The 15,537-nt window shown below is 72.5% G+C and carries 18 protein-coding genes; 15 read left to right on the top strand and 3 right to left on the bottom strand.

From position 1 onward, the window contains the following. The first annotated feature begins 53 nt into the window (after positions 1-53). The 11 genes from dxr (at position 54) to M8J74_RS10465 (ending at position 11,045) form a co-directional block, all read left to right on the top strand. On the top strand, positions 54-1,367 hold the full coding sequence (gene dxr / locus M8J74_RS10515) for a 1-deoxy-D-xylulose-5-phosphate reductoisomerase (protein WP_249836121.1): 1,314 nt from the start codon (positions 54-56) through the stop codon (positions 1,365-1,367). Further along, positions 1,364-2,668, top strand: a complete 1,305-nt coding sequence (locus M8J74_RS10510) for a M50 family metallopeptidase (protein ID WP_058922671.1) — start codon at positions 1,364-1,366, stop codon at positions 2,666-2,668. The genes dxr and M8J74_RS10510 overlap by 4 nt, the downstream gene beginning before the upstream one ends. Before the next feature lie 167 nt (positions 2,669-2,835). Beyond that, positions 2,836-3,993: a flavodoxin-dependent (E)-4-hydroxy-3-methylbut-2-enyl-diphosphate synthase gene (gene ispG / locus M8J74_RS10505; protein ID WP_249836120.1), complete on the top strand. Its 1,158-nt coding sequence runs from the start codon at positions 2,836-2,838 to the stop codon at positions 3,991-3,993. Between the two features lie 227 nt (positions 3,994-4,220). After that, the gene (locus M8J74_RS10500) at positions 4,221-5,069 is read left to right on the top strand and encodes a GNAT family N-acetyltransferase (protein ID WP_058922669.1); all 849 of its coding nucleotides are present in this window, start codon (positions 4,221-4,223) and stop codon (positions 5,067-5,069) included. 54 nt (positions 5,070-5,123) lie between these two features. Then, positions 5,124-5,696 (top strand): GNAT family N-acetyltransferase, encoded by a 573-nt coding sequence (locus M8J74_RS10495; RefSeq protein WP_249836119.1) that lies wholly within the window; start codon positions 5,124-5,126, stop codon positions 5,694-5,696. A gap of 250 nt (positions 5,697-5,946) precedes the next feature. Continuing rightward, positions 5,947-7,650: a proline--tRNA ligase gene (locus tag M8J74_RS10490; RefSeq protein ID WP_249836118.1), complete on the top strand. Its 1,704-nt coding sequence runs from the start codon at positions 5,947-5,949 to the stop codon at positions 7,648-7,650. A gap of 124 nt (positions 7,651-7,774) precedes the next feature. Next, positions 7,775-8,050 carry a hypothetical protein gene (locus tag M8J74_RS10485; protein WP_249836117.1) on the top strand — a complete coding sequence of 92 codons (276 nt, stop codon included), beginning with the start codon at positions 7,775-7,777 and terminating at the stop codon, positions 8,048-8,050. After that, positions 8,050-9,030 (top strand): FAD:protein FMN transferase, encoded by a 981-nt coding sequence (locus M8J74_RS10480; protein WP_249836116.1) that lies wholly within the window; start codon positions 8,050-8,052, stop codon positions 9,028-9,030. The genes M8J74_RS10485 and M8J74_RS10480 overlap by 1 nt, the downstream gene beginning before the upstream one ends. Then, positions 9,027-9,608 (top strand): ferric reductase-like transmembrane domain-containing protein, encoded by a 582-nt coding sequence (locus M8J74_RS10475; RefSeq protein ID WP_249836115.1) that lies wholly within the window; start codon positions 9,027-9,029, stop codon positions 9,606-9,608. Before M8J74_RS10480 ends, M8J74_RS10475 begins: the two co-directional genes overlap by 4 nt. Continuing rightward, positions 9,605-10,819, top strand: coding sequence for an NADH-ubiquinone oxidoreductase-F iron-sulfur binding region domain-containing protein (locus M8J74_RS10470; RefSeq protein WP_249836114.1), 1,215 nt, complete (start codon positions 9,605-9,607; stop codon positions 10,817-10,819). The genes M8J74_RS10475 and M8J74_RS10470 overlap by 4 nt, the downstream gene beginning before the upstream one ends. Before the next feature lies 1 nt (position 10,820). Continuing rightward, the gene (locus M8J74_RS10465) at positions 10,821-11,045 is read left to right on the top strand and encodes a ferredoxin (RefSeq protein WP_249836113.1); all 225 of its coding nucleotides are present in this window, start codon (positions 10,821-10,823) and stop codon (positions 11,043-11,045) included. Between the two features lie 6 nt (positions 11,046-11,051). On the opposite strand, the gene M8J74_RS10460 is transcribed toward M8J74_RS10465, so the two are convergent. Genes M8J74_RS10460 through M8J74_RS10450 form a run of 3 tightly spaced genes read right to left on the bottom strand, consistent with a single transcriptional unit; the run spans position 11,052 to position 13,023 of the window. Next, a complete protein-coding gene (locus tag M8J74_RS10460; RefSeq protein WP_249836112.1) occupies positions 11,052-11,945 on the bottom strand; it encodes an aminoglycoside phosphotransferase family protein in 894 nt (297 codons plus the stop codon). A gap of 26 nt (positions 11,946-11,971) precedes the next feature. Next, positions 11,972-12,430 (bottom strand): ferritin-like domain-containing protein, encoded by a 459-nt coding sequence (locus M8J74_RS10455; protein WP_249836111.1) that lies wholly within the window; start codon positions 12,428-12,430, stop codon positions 11,972-11,974. Beyond that, a complete protein-coding gene (locus tag M8J74_RS10450) occupies positions 12,427-13,023 on the bottom strand; it encodes a hypothetical protein (protein ID WP_249836110.1) in 597 nt (198 codons plus the stop codon). Before M8J74_RS10450 ends, M8J74_RS10455 begins: the two co-directional genes overlap by 4 nt. Before the next feature lie 198 nt (positions 13,024-13,221). On the opposite strand from M8J74_RS10450, the gene rimP reads away from it, so the two are divergent. The 4 genes from rimP to M8J74_RS10430 form a co-directional block, all read left to right on the top strand. After that, positions 13,222-13,722, top strand: coding sequence for a ribosome maturation factor RimP (gene rimP / locus M8J74_RS10445; protein ID WP_058922658.1), 501 nt, complete (start codon positions 13,222-13,224; stop codon positions 13,720-13,722). 2 nt (positions 13,723-13,724) lie between these two features. Beyond that, complete coding sequence (nusA, locus tag M8J74_RS10440; RefSeq protein ID WP_058922657.1) at positions 13,725-14,711, top strand: transcription termination factor NusA; 987 nt, start codon at positions 13,725-13,727, stop codon at positions 14,709-14,711. 90 nt (positions 14,712-14,801) lie between these two features. Further along, positions 14,802-15,083 carry a YlxR family protein gene (locus M8J74_RS10435; RefSeq protein WP_249836109.1) on the top strand — a complete coding sequence of 94 codons (282 nt, stop codon included), beginning with the start codon at positions 14,802-14,804 and terminating at the stop codon, positions 15,081-15,083. 162 nt (positions 15,084-15,245) lie between these two features. Beyond that, positions 15,246-15,537, top strand: a 292-nt coding sequence (locus M8J74_RS10430) for a translation initiation factor IF-2 N-terminal domain-containing protein (protein ID WP_249836108.1), incomplete at its 3' end; no start/stop codon positions are given.

The raw sequence follows: 15,537 nt of genomic DNA, 5'->3' as shown, positions 1-15,537 counted from the left end.
GACGAGGGGGACGCGCTGTCCTCACACACCGTCCTTACGGCCACAATGGAGGGATGAGCGACAGTCCAGCACTCCGAGGGCGCGGCCCGGAGAACCCGTCCGCCCCGCGACGCCCGGCACGCGCCCTCGCCGACCCGCACCTCGTCTACGACCCCGTGACCGGCGGCGGTCCCAAGGACGTGGTGATCCTCGGCTCGACCGGATCGATCGGCACCCAGGCCATCGACCTCGTGCTGCGCAACCCCGACCGCTTCCGGGTCACCGGCCTGTCCGCGAACGGCGGCCGCGTCACCCTCCTCGCCGAACAGGCGCACCGGCTGCGCGCCCGGACCGTCGCGGTCGCCCGCGAGGACGTCGTACCGCAGCTGCGCGAGGCGCTGACGAGCCGCTACGGCGCGGGGGAGCCGCTCCCCGAGATCCTGGCCGGCCCGGACGCGGCCACCCAGCTCGCCGGCTCCGCCTGCCACACCGTGCTGAACGGCATCACCGGCTCCATCGGCCTCGCGCCCACCCTCGCCGCCCTGAAGGCGGGGCGCACCCTCGCGCTCGCCAACAAGGAGTCGCTCATCGTCGGCGGCCCGCTGGTCAAGGCGCTCGCCGAGCCCGGGCAGATCATCCCCGTCGACTCCGAGCACGCGGCCCTCTTCCAGGCGCTCGCGGCCGGCACCCGGGCCGATGTGCGCAAGCTCGTGGTGACCGCCTCCGGCGGCCCGTTCCGCGGCCGGACCAAGGCCCAGCTGGCGGACGTGACGGTCGAGGACGCCCTCGCGCATCCCACCTGGGCCATGGGCCCGGTGATCACGATCAACTCCGCGACCCTCGTCAACAAGGGGCTGGAGGTCATCGAGGCACACCTCCTCTACGACATTCCCTTCAGTCGCATTGAGGTGGTCGTGCATCCTCAGTCGTATGTCCACTCGATGATTGAGTTCACGGACGGATCGACGATCGCCCAGGCGACGCCCCCCGACATGCGCGGGCCCATCGCCATCGGGCTCGGCTGGCCCGAGCGCGTCCCGGACGCGGCGCCGGCCTTCGACTGGAGCAAGGCCTCGACGTGGGAGTTCTTCCCGCTCGACAACGACGCGTTCCCCTCGGTGAACCTCGCCCGGCACGTGGGTGAGCTCGCGGGCACCGCCCCGGCGGTGTTCAATGCGGCCAACGAGGAGTGCGTGGAGGCGTTCCGCACCGGCGAGCTGCCCTTCAACGGGATCATGGAGACCGTGACCCGGGTCGTGGAGGAGCACGGCACGCCGGTCACGGGAACCTCGCTCACGGTGTCGGACGTCCTCGAAGCGGAGACCTGGGCACGGGCCCGGGCCCGGGAACTGACAGCGCAGACGGCGACCGCGGAGGCGCGTGCATGACGAGCTTGATGATGATCCTCGGCATAGTCGTCTTCGCGTTCGGCCTGCTGGTCTCGATCGCGTGGCACGAGCTGGGGCACCTGTCCACCGCGAAGCTCTTCGGCATCCGCGTGCCCCAGTACATGGTCGGCTTCGGCCCGACCATCTGGTCGCGCAAGAAGGGCGAGACCGAATACGGGATCAAGGCCGTCCCGTTCGGCGGCTACATCCGCATGATCGGCATGTTCCCGCCCGGCCCGGACGGACAGCTCACCGCCCGCTCCACCTCGCCCTGGCGCGGCATGATCGAGGACGCCCGCTCCGCGGCCTTCGAGGAGCTCAAGCCCGGCGACGAGACCCGCCTCTTCTACACCCGCGCCCCCTGGAAACGGGTCATCGTGATGTTCGCGGGCCCGTTCATGAACCTCATCCTCGCGGTCGCGCTGTTCCTGACCGTCCTGATGGGCTTCGGCATCTCCCAGCAGACCACCACGGTCAGCTCGGTGTCCCAGTGCGTGATCGCCCAGAGCGAGAACCGCGACACCTGCAAGAAGGGCGACCCGGCCTCCCCGGCCGCCGCCGCGGGCCTCAAGCCCGGCGACAAGATCGTCTCCTTCGCCGGGGTGCGCACCACGGACTGGAACAAGCTCTCCGACCTCATCCGGCAGAGCCCCGGCAAGAACGTGCCGATCGTCGTCGACCGCAAGGGCCAGGAGGTCACGCTCCACGCCACGATCGCCACCAACCAGGTCGCCAGGAAGGACTCCAGCGGCCAGATCGTCCAGGGCAAGTACGTCAGCGCCGGCTTCCTCGGCTTCAGCGCCGCCACCGGCATCGTCAAGCAGGACTTCGGCGAGTCGGTGACCTGGATGGGCGACCGCGTCGGCGAGGCCGTCGACTCCATCGCGGCCCTGCCCGCCAAGATCCCCGGCCTGTGGGACGCCGCCTTCGGCGACGGCAAGCGCGCCCCCGACTCACCGATGGGCGTGGTCGGCGCGGCCCGCGTCGGCGGCGAGATCTTCACCCTGGACATCCCGGCCACCCAGCAGCTGGCGATGTTCGTCATGCTGGTCGCGGGCTTCAACCTCTCCCTGTTCCTGTTCAACATGCTCCCGCTGCTGCCCCTCGACGGCGGCCACATCGCGGGCGCCCTGTGGGAGTCGCTGCGGCGGAACCTGGCCCGCGTGCTGCGGCGCCCGGACCCGGGCCCCTTCGACGTGGCGAAGCTGATGCCGGTCGCCTACGTGGTCGCGGGAATCTTCGTCTGCTTCACCCTCCTGGTGCTGGTGGCGGACGTCGTCAACCCGGTGAAAATCACGTAGTCACCTCTCGTTCACCGCGGCCCGGAGCGTTTCGTTCCGGGCCGCGTTCCATGGGGCGGGTCCAGGGGCAGGATGTGCTCGCGGCTTCGCCGGTGCCGTAATCTCGAAGCCTGGAGCCCGTTGTTCCGGGACCGGATCCTGATCCACGACTTGGGGTTGCACAGCAGATGACTGCGATTTCTCTCGGCATGCCGTCCGTTCCGACCAAGATCGCCGAACGGCGCAAGAGCCGGCAGATCCAGGTCGGGTCCGTGGCGGTGGGCGGAGACGCCCCCGTGTCGGTGCAGTCGATGACCACGACCCGTACGTCCGACATCGGCGCGACCCTGCAGCAGATCGCCGAACTGACCGCCTCCGGCTGCCAGATCGTGCGCGTGGCGTGCCCCACGCAGGACGACGCGGACGCGCTGGCCACCATCGCCCGCAAGTCGCAGATCCCCGTCATCGCGGACATCCACTTCCAGCCGAAGTACGTCTTCGCGGCCATCGAGGCCGGCTGCGCCGCGGTCCGGGTCAACCCGGGCAACATCGAGCAGTTGGACGACAAGGTCAAGGAGATCGCCAAGGCCGCCAAGGACCACGGCACCCCGATCCGCATCGGCGTCAACGCCGGCTCCCTCGACCGGCGACTGCTGCAGAAGTACGGCAAGGCCACCCCCGAGGCCCTCGTCGAGTCCGCCCTGTGGGAGGCCTCCCTCTTCGAGGAGCACGACTTCCGGGACATCAAGATCTCGGTGAAGCACAACGACCCGGTCGTGATGATCGAGGCCTACCGCCAGCTCGCCGCCCAGTGCGACTACCCCCTGCACCTGGGCGTGACCGAGGCCGGTCCCGCCTTCCAGGGCACGATCAAGTCGGCCGTCGCCTTCGGCGCGCTCCTCTCGCAGGGCATCGGCGACACGATCCGCGTCTCGCTGTCCGCCCCGCCGGTGGAGGAGGTCAAGGTCGGCAACCAGATCCTGGAGTCGCTGAACCTCAAGCAGCGCGGCCTGGAGATCGTCTCCTGCCCGTCCTGCGGCCGCGCCCAGGTCGACGTCTACAAGCTCGCCGAAGAGGTCACCGCCGGCCTCACCGGCATGGAGGTCCCCCTCCGCGTCGCCGTCATGGGCTGCGTCGTCAACGGCCCCGGCGAGGCCCGCGAGGCCGACCTCGGCGTCGCCTCCGGCAACGGCAAGGGCCAGATCTTCGTCAAGGGCGAGGTCATCAAGACCGTCCCCGAGTCCAAGATCGTGGAGACCCTGATCGAGGAAGCCATGAAGATCGCCGAGCAGATGCAGGACGAGGGCGTCGCCTCGGGCGAGCCGTCGGTGTCGGTGGCGGGCTGAGACGCGCGACCTTCTCGGCGCCGGGCCCGTGCCCTCAGCCCGTCCGGCGTTTGAGGACGAGGCCCGTTCAGGGCCGAAGCGGGGGTTCCGGGGGCGGCAGCCCCCGGACACGGCATCCCCAACACCGCACGCCTCCAGGCCAACGGCCACCACTGCAGGGCAGCACCGCCAAGCTTCCGCAGGTACAGTGCGGTAGATCAGCAGAACCTCAGGGTGAGGGCCCGCACGTGTTGACGCAGACCACCTCACGGGTGCTCGAACCGAGCGACCTGGACGCCGCGCTCGCCGTCCTCGACCGCGAGCCGGTCGCGAACGCCTTCGTGACCTCCCGGGTCCAGGTCGCGGGCCTCGACCCCTGGCGGCTCGGCGGCGAGATGTGGGGCTACTACGAGGACGGCATGCTGACGTCCCTGTGCTACGCCGGAGCCAACCTGGTCCCGATCTGCGCGACCCCGCGGGCCGTCCGCGCCTTCGCCGACCGTGCCCGGCGCGCGGGCCGCCGCTGCTCCTCCATCGTCGGCCCCGCCGAGGCCACCACCCAGCTCTGGCGCCTGCTGGAACCGAGCTGGGGCCCGGCCCGCGAGGTCCGCGCCCACCAGCCGCTCATGGTCACCGACCGCATGCCCGACGACATCGCCCCGGACCCGTACGTCCGTCGCATCCGCAAGGACGAGATGGAGACGATCATGCCGGCCTGCGTGGCGATGTTCACCGAGGAGGTCGGCGTCTCCCCGCTGGCCGGTGACGGCGGCCTGCTGTACCAGGCCCGGGTCGCCGAACTCGTCGGCTCCGGCCGCTCCTTCGCCCGCCTCGACGAGAACGGCAAGGTCGTCTTCAAGGCGGAGATCGGCGCGGCGACGCCCCACGCCTGCCAGATCCAGGGTGTGTGGGTGGCCCCCGAGTACCGGGGCAGGGGCGTCGCGGCACCGGGCATGGCGGCGGTCCTGCGCTACGCGCTGGCGGACGTGGCGCCGGTGGTCAGCCTGTACGTGAACGACTTCAACACACCGGCCAGGAGGACCTACCGGAGGGTGGGCTTCCAGGAGGTCGGCGCTTTCATGAGCATCCTGTTCTAGCCGCCGTTCACAGTGCCGCGCTGACCCCCGTAGGAGACCTGTAGTCTCCCCGGCATGCTGCACTTTCCCGGTCACGGTCATCGCCACCAGCCCGACGACGTCGTGATCGGCCCCCTCGATCTGTCCGCGCGGGTCGACGAGGCGCTCGCCGTGCAGGCCGTGGCCTTCGGACTGGGCGCCGACGAGGTCGCCGTACGGCGGCAGATCGTGCTGCGGCACATGACCTACCCGGGGGCCCGCGCGTTCGGCGCCACCCTGCCCGACGGCCGCCTGGTCGGCTTCGTCTACGGCATGCCCAACGACCGCACCCACTGGTGGTCGACGGTCGTGGAGCCGTATCTGCGCGCACGCGGCCGCGAGGAGTGGCTCGACGACTCCTTCGTGATCACCGAGCTGCACGTCCACCCCGGTCACCAGAACCGTGGCATCGGCCGCTCGCTCATCACGACCATCACCGACGGCGCCGCCGAACCCCGCTCGATCCTCTCCGCGATCGACACCGACAGCCCGGCCCGCGGCCTCTACCACTCCCTCGGCTACCAGGACCTGGCCCGCCAGGTCCTCTTCCCGAGCGCCCCCAAGCCGTACGCCGTGATGGGCGCCCCCCTGCCCCTCCGCCGCCGATAACCGATTTCCACCCACCCAGCGCCCCCGGCTAACCTCCTAGGGGGTGCCTGACACATTCCCGCCTGCCGCGCGGCGTCTGGCACGCACGCTCGCGGCGTTGCCGAATCGCCCACGTGGCTCCGCCACGCGGGCGCTCCGGCGCCTTGCGATCGCACGCACCAGACGCCGCGCGGCCCGCCCTCCGGGCGGACGACGGGAATGTGTCAGGCACCCCCAGCCATCACCCTTTCCCGGCAGGAGTACGAGAACCATGGCCAACGCACCGGTCCAGCGCATGTCCCAGTTGATGGCGAAGACGCTGCGCGACGACCCGGCGGACGCCGAGGTCCTCAGCCACAAGCTTCTCGTCCGCGCCGGCTACGTCCGCCGGACGGCGGCCGGCATCTGGTCGTGGCTGCCCCTCGGCAAGAAGGTCCTCGCCAACGTCGAGCGGATCGTCCGTGAGGAGATGGACGCGATCGGTGCCCAGGAGGTGCTGCTGCCCGCCCTCCTGCCGCGGGAGCCGTACGACGCCACGGGCCGCTGGGACGAGTACGGCCAGGAGCTGTTCCGGCTGAAGGACCGCAAGGGCGGCGACTACCTGCTCGGCCCCACCCACGAGGAGATCTTCACCCTGCTGGTGAAGGACCAGGCGTCCTCGTACAAGGACCTGCCGGTCATCCTCTACCAGATCCAGCACAAGTACCGTGACGAGGCCCGTCCGCGGGCCGGCATCCTGCGCGGCCGCGAGTTCCTGATGAAGGACTCCTACTCCTTCGACCTCGACGACGAGGGCCTCGGCCGCTCCTACGCCCTGCACCGCGAGGCCTACCAGCGCATCTTCGACCGCCTGGGCCTCGACTACCGCATCTGCGCCGCCACTGCCGGCGCGATGGGCGGCTCGAAGTCCGAGGAGTTCCTCGCCCCGGCCGGCGCCGGCGAGGACACCTTCGCCGACTGCCCCAACTGCGACTTCGCGGCCAACACCGAGGCGATCACGTACGAGCTCAAGCCGGTGGACGCCGCGGGCGTGCCCGCGCTCGAGGAGATCCCGACCCCGGACACCCCGACCATCGAGACCCTCGCCGCCCACCTCGGCGTCGAGGCCTCCGCCACCCTGAAGAACCTCCTGGTGAAGGTCGACGGCGAGATCGTCGCCGTGGGCGTGCCGGGCGACCGCGAGGTCGACCTGGGCAAGGTCGAGGCGCACTTCGCCCCGGCCGTCGTCGAGATGGTCACCGAGGCCGACTTCGCGGGCCGCCCGGACCTGGTGCGCGGCTACGTCGGCCCGCAGGGCCGGGGCGAGAAGGTGAAGTACATCGCCGACCCGCGCGTGGCCCCCGGCACCGCCTGGATCACCGGCGCCAACAAGGAGCACACGCACGCGAAGAACGTCGTCGCGGGCCGTGACTTCGAGGTCGACGAGTACGTCGACGTCGTGGTCGTGCAGGACGGCGACCCGTGCCCCAAGTGCGGCACCGGCCTCAAGCTGGACCGCGCCATCGAGATCGGCCACATCTTCCAGCTCGGCCGCAAGTACGCCGACGCCCTCAAGCTCGACGTCCTCGGCCAGAACGGCAAGCCGGTCCGCGTCACCATGGGCTCCTACGGCATCGGCGTCTCCCGTGCCGTCGCCGCGCTCGCCGAGCAGACCGCCGACGAGCAGGGCCTGTGCTGGCCGGCCGAGGTCGCCCCGGCCGACGTGCACGTGGTCGCGGCCGGCAAGGCGCTGCAGACCGAGCTGGCGCTGGAGGTCTCCGAGAAGCTGCGGGCCGCGGGCCTGCGCGTCCTGGTCGACGACCGGGCCGGCGTCTCGCCGGGCGTGAAGTTCACCGACTCCGAGCTGATCGGCGTACCGAAGATCCTGGTCGCCGGACGCCGGGCCGCCGACGGTGTGCTGGAGCTGAAGGACCGCAGGACCGGCGAGCGCGAGGAGCTGACGGTCGACGAGGCGATCGCCCGCCTCACCGCGTAAAGGAACTCCTTGTAAAGGAACTCCTCAGAAACGTCTCGGGGCGCCTAAAGGCACCTCACAGGGTTCTCTGAGGTCCGTGCCCGACCTTGGTGTGTGACAGCACGTCACCAGGGAGGGAACGGCCATGACGAACAGGGAACGAGGTGCCGTCGCCGCGGTCCGCAGAGGGGCCCGGCGCACGGCGGCGACAGCGACGGCCGTCACACTGGCGGCCGTCGCCGGAACGTTCGCGCTGATCGGCACCCTGCACACGGACAGCAGTGCCGTGTCCTCGACGACGAGCAGCAGCACCGGATCGAGCGCGTCCGGCAACAGCGGCACGAGCTCGTCCTCCTCCTCCGGCGGCCTCACCGCGCCCAACGGCAGCGGCTCCGCCGACTCCACCTCGGGGGCGTCGTGATGAGCGGCGCCCGCCACCCCCGCACCACGGCCGCCACCGAATGGCGCGCCCTGGGCACCACGGTCCGCCTGGTCGTCACCGACCCGGCCCTGCTGGACTCCTGCAACCTGCTCCTCGCCCGGCATCTCGCCGACGTCGACGCCGCCTGCAGCCGCTTCCGCACCGACTCCGAACTCGCCGCCCTCGACACGAGCGAGGGCCGCCCGGTCCGGGTGAGCCCGCTGCTCGCCGAGGCCCTCGAGGTCGCCCTGCACGCGGCCGAGACGACCGACGGCGCCGTCGACCCGACGGTCGGCTCCGCGATGGACGCGATCGGCTACGACCGCGACTTCACCCTCGTCCAGGAGGACGACCGCCCGGTGCGGCTCACCGTGCGGCGCGTCCCCGGCTGGCGCACGGTCCGCCTCGACCGCGCGGCGGGCACCGTCACCGTCCCGACGGGCGTCCGCCTCGACCTCGGAGCCACGGCGAAGGCGTGGGCCGCCGACAAGGCGGCGGCGATCCTCGCGGCGACGGCCGGCTGCGGAGTCCTCGTCAGCCTCGGCGGCGACACCGCCGTCGTCGGCAAGCCCCCCGCGGACGGCTGGCAGGTCCGCGTCCAGGACGTCACCGGCCCGGTCGACGACGGCCCCGCCGAGGGCCCGTACGCCACGGTCGGCCTGCACAGCGGCGGCCTCGCCACGTCGGGCACGGCCGCCCGCACCTGGAGCCGCGGCGGCCGGACCCTCCACCACATCGTCGACCCCGGCACCGGCCTGCCGGCCCGCACACCGTGGCGCACGGTCTCGGTGGCCGCCCCCACCTGCGCCGAGGCCAACGCGGCGACGACGGCGGCCCTGGTGAAGGGCGCGGGAGCGGAACACTGGCTGACGATGAGGGGCCTGCCGGCCCGTCTGGTGAGCCGGGAAGGGCTGGTCATCACGACTCCGGGCTGGCCCGTCACCCCCACGGGCGCGAGGCCGCAGGGGAAAGCGGCATGACCTCCGCAACCCTCTGGTACGCCAACCGGGCCACCGGCGCCGTCTGCCTGATCCTCTTCACGGTCGTCGTACTCCTCGGCATCGCCGTCCGCCTGCGCGGCAGACTCCCCGGCCTGCCCCGCTTCGGCACCGTCACCCTCCACCGCACCCTCTCCCTCTCCGCGACGGCCTTCCTGGCCCTGCACATCGCGCTCGCGGTGCTGGACACCTACGTCGACATCAGCCCCACCGACGTCCTCGTCCCCTTCGTCTCCGCCTACCAGCCCCTCTGGCTCGGCCTCGGCACGGTCGCCCTCGACCTGATGCTCGCCGTCCTGATCACCAGCCTCCTGCGGCAACGCATCGGCCACCGCATCTGGCGGGCGCTGCACTGGACGGCCTACGCCGCCTGGCCCGTCGCCCTGGTCCACGGCATCGGCATCGGCACGGACACCGGCACCGACTGGATGACATGGCTGACGGTCTCCTGCGTGGCCGCCGTCGCCGCCGCCGGAGGCGTCCGGCTCGCCCACGCCGCCCGCGCCACCCGCCGCACCCCCGCAGCCGTCCTCCGCACGGCCGAAGGAGCCCGCCCATGACCGCCACCCACACCGACCTGTACATGCCCCCGCGCCTCCTCGCCCCCGGCGGCACCCCGGCCGACCTGCCCACGCACGAGCAGCGCTACGGCCCCCTGCCGTACGGCGATCCGGCCGCGCTGCTGAGGGCCGTCACCGCTTCCGGGCTGACCGGCCGGGGCGGGGCCGCCTTCTCCGTGCACCGCAAGCTCGCCGCGGTCGCCGAGGCCGCCCGCCGCACCGGCCGGGCCCCGGTGGTCGTCGCCAACGGCGCCGAGGGCGAGCCCGCCAGCCGCAAGGACCGGACGCTGCTCGCCCTGTCGCCGCACCTCGTCCTCGACGGCGTCCAGGTGGCGGCGCGGGCGGTCGGCGCCGGGGAGGCGTACCTCGCGGTCGAGGAGGGCGCGTCCTGCCTGGAGGCGGCCGTCGCCCACCGCGCGGACCCGGTCCCCGTCACGGTCGTACGGCTGCCCGGACGGTTCCTGTCCGGGCAGGCCTCGGCGCTCGCCCGGTTCGTCGGCGGGGGCCCGGCGCTGCCCGGGTACCAGCACCCGCCGGTCCGGGAGGAGGGCGTGCGCCGGGCTCCCACCCTGGTGCAGAACGTGGAGACGCTGGCCCACCTCGCCCTCGTCGCCCGCTACGGCGCACAGTGGTTCCGCACGGCCGGCACCGCGGCCCAGCCGGGCAGCGCGCTGTGCACGGTGCACGTGCCCGGTCACCGGCCGCGCGTCGTCGAGGCCCCGTTCGGCACGCCCCTGCACCGCCTCCTCCCCGTGGACGGGATGTCCGCCGTCCTCCTCGGCGGCTACCACGGCACCTGGATTCCGGCGGCCGAGGCGGCCGGACTCCCGCTGGACGCCTCGACGATGGGCGCCGGCGTCCTGGCGGCCCTGCCCGCCGAGCGCTGCGGCCTCGTGGAAACGTCCCGGGTTCTGCGCTATCTGGCCCTGCAGTCGGCCGGTCAGTGCGGCCCCTGCATCAACGGGCTGCCGCGCATCGCCGCCGCCTTCCGGACCCTGGCCGCGCCCGGCCGCCACGGCACAGCCCGCACCGACGTCGCCCGCTGGGCCGGCCTGGTCGAGGGCCGCGGCGCCTGCCACCACCCGGACGGCACGGTCCGCCTGGTGCGCAGCGCGATGACGACGTTCGCGGCCGAACTCGACGCCCACGCGCGGGGCTTGTGCACCGCGACCGACCGCACACCCGTCCTCCCCGTCCCCCAGGAGGCCTGAGATGGACCAGCGCATCGACATCGACTGGACGTCCTGCCAGGGCCACGGCCTGTGCGCGGAACTCCTCCCCGAGCACATCAGCCTGGACGAGTGGGGCTACCCGCTCGTGGCCGGCACCCCGCTGCCGGCCCACACGGTGAAACGCGCCCGCAGAGCAGCGGCGGACTGCCCGGTCCTGGCCCTGAAAGTGACGGTCGCGGAACGGAAACCGCACCCCCGGAGCTGATCCGCCCTAAAGCCACCCGGCGAATTCGAGCAGCAGCTCCGCGTCCTTAGGCCGCCCCACCCGGAGGGCCCGCACCCCGGACTCCACGGCCCGGAACAGCGTCCACCCCCGCAACCGCTCCTGATCCACCTCCAGCGACTCCGCGAGCCGCTTCACCCGCCGCCGGGTCGTCGCCGCCCCCGACGGCGAGGCGATCAGGTCCTCCACCCGGTCCCGCACGAGTCGCGCCAGGTCGAACGCGCACTCGCCGACCACCGGATCGGGCCCGACGGCCAGCCACGGCATCCGCTCACCCGCGAGCACCTTGCTCTGCCGGAACGTCCCGTGCAGCAGCCGCCGCTCGGGCGGCGCGGCCAGCAGCTCCGCACGTGCCGTGAGCGCCGCGTCCACCAGCGGCACGACCTCCGCGCCCGCACTCGCCCGCATGGCCGCCGCCTGCCGCTCCGTCCGCTCGGCGACACTCTCGAAGGCGTGCTCGGCCGGCGGCTCCACCCACAGCCGCCGCAGGGTCCCCGCCGCCTCCAGCAGCGCCTTCGCCTCGGGCAGGGACCGCACCGACACATCGGGATGCAGCCGTTCCAGCAGCAGCACGCCCTCCTGCGCGGACTCCTCGACGAGTTGCACGGCACCCGAGCCGCCCCAGCGCGCCAGCGCCGCCCGCTCCGCCTCCGGCCGGAACCGCGGCGGCGCCAGCTTGAGCACGGCGGGACTGCCGTCGGCGCGCCGGACCAGCACCACCAGGCTGCTGCGGCCGCCGGGCACCTGCACCCGCTCCACGGTCAACTCGCGCAGGGCGACGGCCCGTTGCGCCGCCCCGGGCAGCGTCTCCAGCCAGTCGTCACCGTCCGGTGCCGTCTCGCCGAGCGCCCTCACCAGGCGCTGCGGCGGTTCGAATGCCATGCGCGAGTCGTTCCCTTCGCTGCCGGTCAAGCCGAGGGCGTCGGCGAGGCGGCCGGTGTGGCCGCCCGCTCCGCGAGCCCAGGGAAGGCTACGCTCTCCCCGCTCCAGCGCACGGCCCGCACCGCCGCCTCCCGCAGGGCCCGCGCCGCCGCGTCGCGCCGTGAGCCGCCGGTGGCCCGCACGACGTCGGAGTACACGTCGGCCACCCGGTCCTCCAGTTCGGCGGCCAGCCGCACGGCCGCGGCCGGGTCCGGCACCGGGAACGGCAGCGCGTACCCGGCCGCCGCGGCCACCGGCGTGCCGCCGAGATCCCGGATGTCACGCACCAGCGCGTCGCGCCGGGCGCGGTGGGCGTCGTACGCCGCCCTGGCCTCCGTACGACGGCTCTCGCCGATCCGGCCGCCGACGACGCCGTAGCCGTACACGGCGGCGTGCTCGGCGGCCAGCGCCGCCTGCAGGGCCTTCAGGGTCTGCTGCTCGCTCACCGGGCCCCCTCCGTCAGCAGGTAGGCGTGCACCGCGCCGGCCGCCGCGACCGAGGCCATGAGCCGCGCCAGTTCGCCGGGCACCTCCAGCAGGGCGGCCGTCCGCCGGTCGGAGAGGGTCCGCTCGGCGTCGGCGAGGCCGGTGAGGGCGTCCTTCTCGTCCGCCGGAGCGGAAGCCGAGGCGGAGGGGGAGGCGGAGGGGGAGGCGGAGGGGGAGGCGGAGGGGGAGGCGGAGGGGGAGGCGGAGGGGGAGGCGGAGGGGGAGGGCGGCGCCGTGGGGGAAGCCTTCTTCGTGGTCTTGCGCACTCCGCCGAACGCCTCCGTGTGCCGGACCACCTCGGCCCGCAACGGCGCGAGGTGCTCCGCCAGCCCCGGGAACGCGGCGATCGCGGCGTCGTAGCGCTCCACCAGCCCCGCGCTGTCCCGCGCCGCACGTGCGCGTGCCTTCTCGGCGACCGACGGGCTGCCGCCGGTGCTTCCGGAGTCCTGGGAGCCGCCCGAGCAGCCCGCCAGCAGGGCGGCGCCGGCGGCCGAGGCGAGCAGGGATCTTCTGCGCGTCCCCGAGGGGATGCGCGACGGTGGGGGGTACGGCACGGCTGACGTCCTCGGGGGGCTCGTACGAACACACGGGCGGGACGGCCCGCCGTGATCACGGTACCCGCGTCCCCGCCCGGTGCCGCTCATCGGCACCGCCCGTACGCACTGGACGGCAACACCCCTTGCGACCGGATACCCTTTGACCAGACACGCGACCCATCCCACAACAGCACACGCGGCCGAGGAGTCACCCGGATGAGCACCACCCAGAGCGAGAGGCTGCGAGAGCTCCTGGAACCGCTCGTCACCTCCCAGGGCCTGGATCTCGAAGAGATCGCGGTGGACTCCGTCGGACGCAAGCGGGTGCTGCGCGTCGTCGTCGACTCCGACACCGGGGCGGACCTGGACCAGATCGCCGATGTGAGCCGCGCGCTCTCGGCGAAGCTCGACGAGACGGACGCGATGGGCGAGGGGGAGTACACCCTCGAGGTCGGCACCCCGGGCGCGGAGCGCCTGCTGAAGGAGCACCGCCACTACCTGCGCGCCGTGGGCCGCCTGGTGAAGTTCCAGCTCGCCGAGGGCGGCGACGTGGTGGCCCGGATCCTGACGGTGGACGACGAGGGACTCGACGTCGAGGTGCCCGGGGTCAAGGGCCGCAAGGCCACCGCCCGCAGACTCGCCTTCCAGGACGTCGAGAAGGCGCGCGTGCAGGTCGAGTTCAGCCGCAAGGACGACAAGAAGGAAGAGGAGGCGTAGCCGTGGACATCGACATGAGTGCCCTGCGGGGCTTGGTTCGGGAGAAGGAGATCTCCTTCGACCTGTTGGTCGAGGCGATCGAGTCGGCCCTCCTCATCGCCTACCACCGCACCGAGGGGAGCCACCGCCACGCGCGCGTGAAGCTCGACCGCGAGACCGGTCACGTGGTCGTGTGGGCGAAGGAAGACCCCGAGGACCTCGAGGAGGGGCAGGAGCCCCGCGAGTTCGACGACACCCCGTCCGACTTCGGCCGTATCGCCGCCACCACCGCCAAGCAGGTCATCCTGCAGCGGCTGCGCGACGCCGAGGACGACGCGACGCTCGGCGAGTACGCCGGCCGCGAGGGCGACATCGTCACCGGTGTGGTCCAGCAGGGCCGCGACCCGAAGAACGTGCTCGTGGACATCGGCAAGCTCGAGGCCATCCTGCCGGTGCAGGAGCAGGTGCCGGGCGAGACGTACCCGCACGGCATGCGCCTGCGCTCGTACGTCGTCCGGGTGGCGAAGGGCGTCCGCGGCCCGTCCGTGACCCTGTCGCGCACCCACCCCAACCTGGTGAAGAAGCTCTTCGCCCTGGAGGTGCCGGAGATCGCCGACGGGTCGGTCGAGATCGCCGCGATCGCCCGTGAGGCCGGTCACCGCACCAAGATCGCCGTGCGGTCCACCCGTTCGGGCCTGAACGCCAAGGGCGCCTGCATCGGCCCCATGGGCGGACGGGTGCGCAACGTCATGGGCGAGCTGAACGGTGAGAAGATCGATATCGTCGACTGGTCGGACGACCCGGCCGAGATGGTCGCGAACGCGCTCTCGCCGGCCCGGGTCTCCAAGGTGGAGGTCGTCGACCTCGCCGCCCGCTCCGCGCGCGTGACGGTGCCGGACTACCAGCTGTCGCTGGCGATCGGCAAGGAGGGCCAGAACGCCCGCCTCGCCGCCCGCCTGACCGGCTGGCGGATCGACATCCGCCCCGACACGGAGCAGACCGGGGAATAGATCCAAGCCGCACGGCGCTTGGATCACGACAACAACCGTTCGATTTCTCACCCAGAGGGGTGAGGTCGGTACGGGGAGGTAGACTTAACAGTGTCTGGCCGGACGCCCGCCCGATCATGCCCGGAACGCACCTGCGTGGGCTGCAGGGAACGAGCGGCCAAGCCGGACCTGTTGCGGATCGTGGCGATCGAGGACGAGTGCGTCCCTGATCCACGCGGTACGCTGCCCGGCCGGGGTGCGTATGTACACCCCGCGCTGGTCTGTCTCGACCAGGCGGTACGCCGCCGGGCGTTCACGCGGGCGTTGCGCGCCCCGGGAGCGCTCGACACAAAGGCGTTGCGCCACCACGTCGAACAGTCAGAGAGTTGCTGAGCAGGCAACACCGTAAGGAAGGTCGTACGGAACCCCCGTGCGGCCCTGGTACCCCGCGAGTTGGAAGTAGGTCGAGATTGCGATGAGCACTCGATGAGCACGCGATGAGTACGCCCATGAAGTAGCGACGGTCCGGACGCACCCGGACCTAAAAGGAGCGAAGTGGCTAAGGTCCGGGTATACGAACTCGCCAAGGAGTTCGGGGTTGAGAGCAAGGTCGTCATGGCCAAGCTCCAGGAACTCGGTGAATTCGTCCGTTCGGCGTCTTCGACCATCGAAGCGCCCGTAGTCCGCAAACTGACGGACGCCCTCCAGCAGGGCAACGGAGGCGGCAAGTCCGCCCCCGCACGCAAGGCCGCCCCGGCTCGTCCGGCGGCCCCCTCTCCCGCGCAGGCCGCCCGTCCGGCCGCCCCGCGCCCGCCGGCCCCCAAGCCGGCCGCCGCCGAGAAGCCCG

It is taken from the genome of Streptomyces panaciradicis (genome assembly GCF_023516615.1).
In the GTDB taxonomy this organism is placed as follows: domain Bacteria; phylum Actinomycetota; class Actinomycetes; order Streptomycetales; family Streptomycetaceae; genus Streptomyces; species Streptomyces panaciradicis.
Note: the sequence above shows the minus strand (reverse complement) of the source record. Positions and strands in the feature narration are given on the sequence as shown.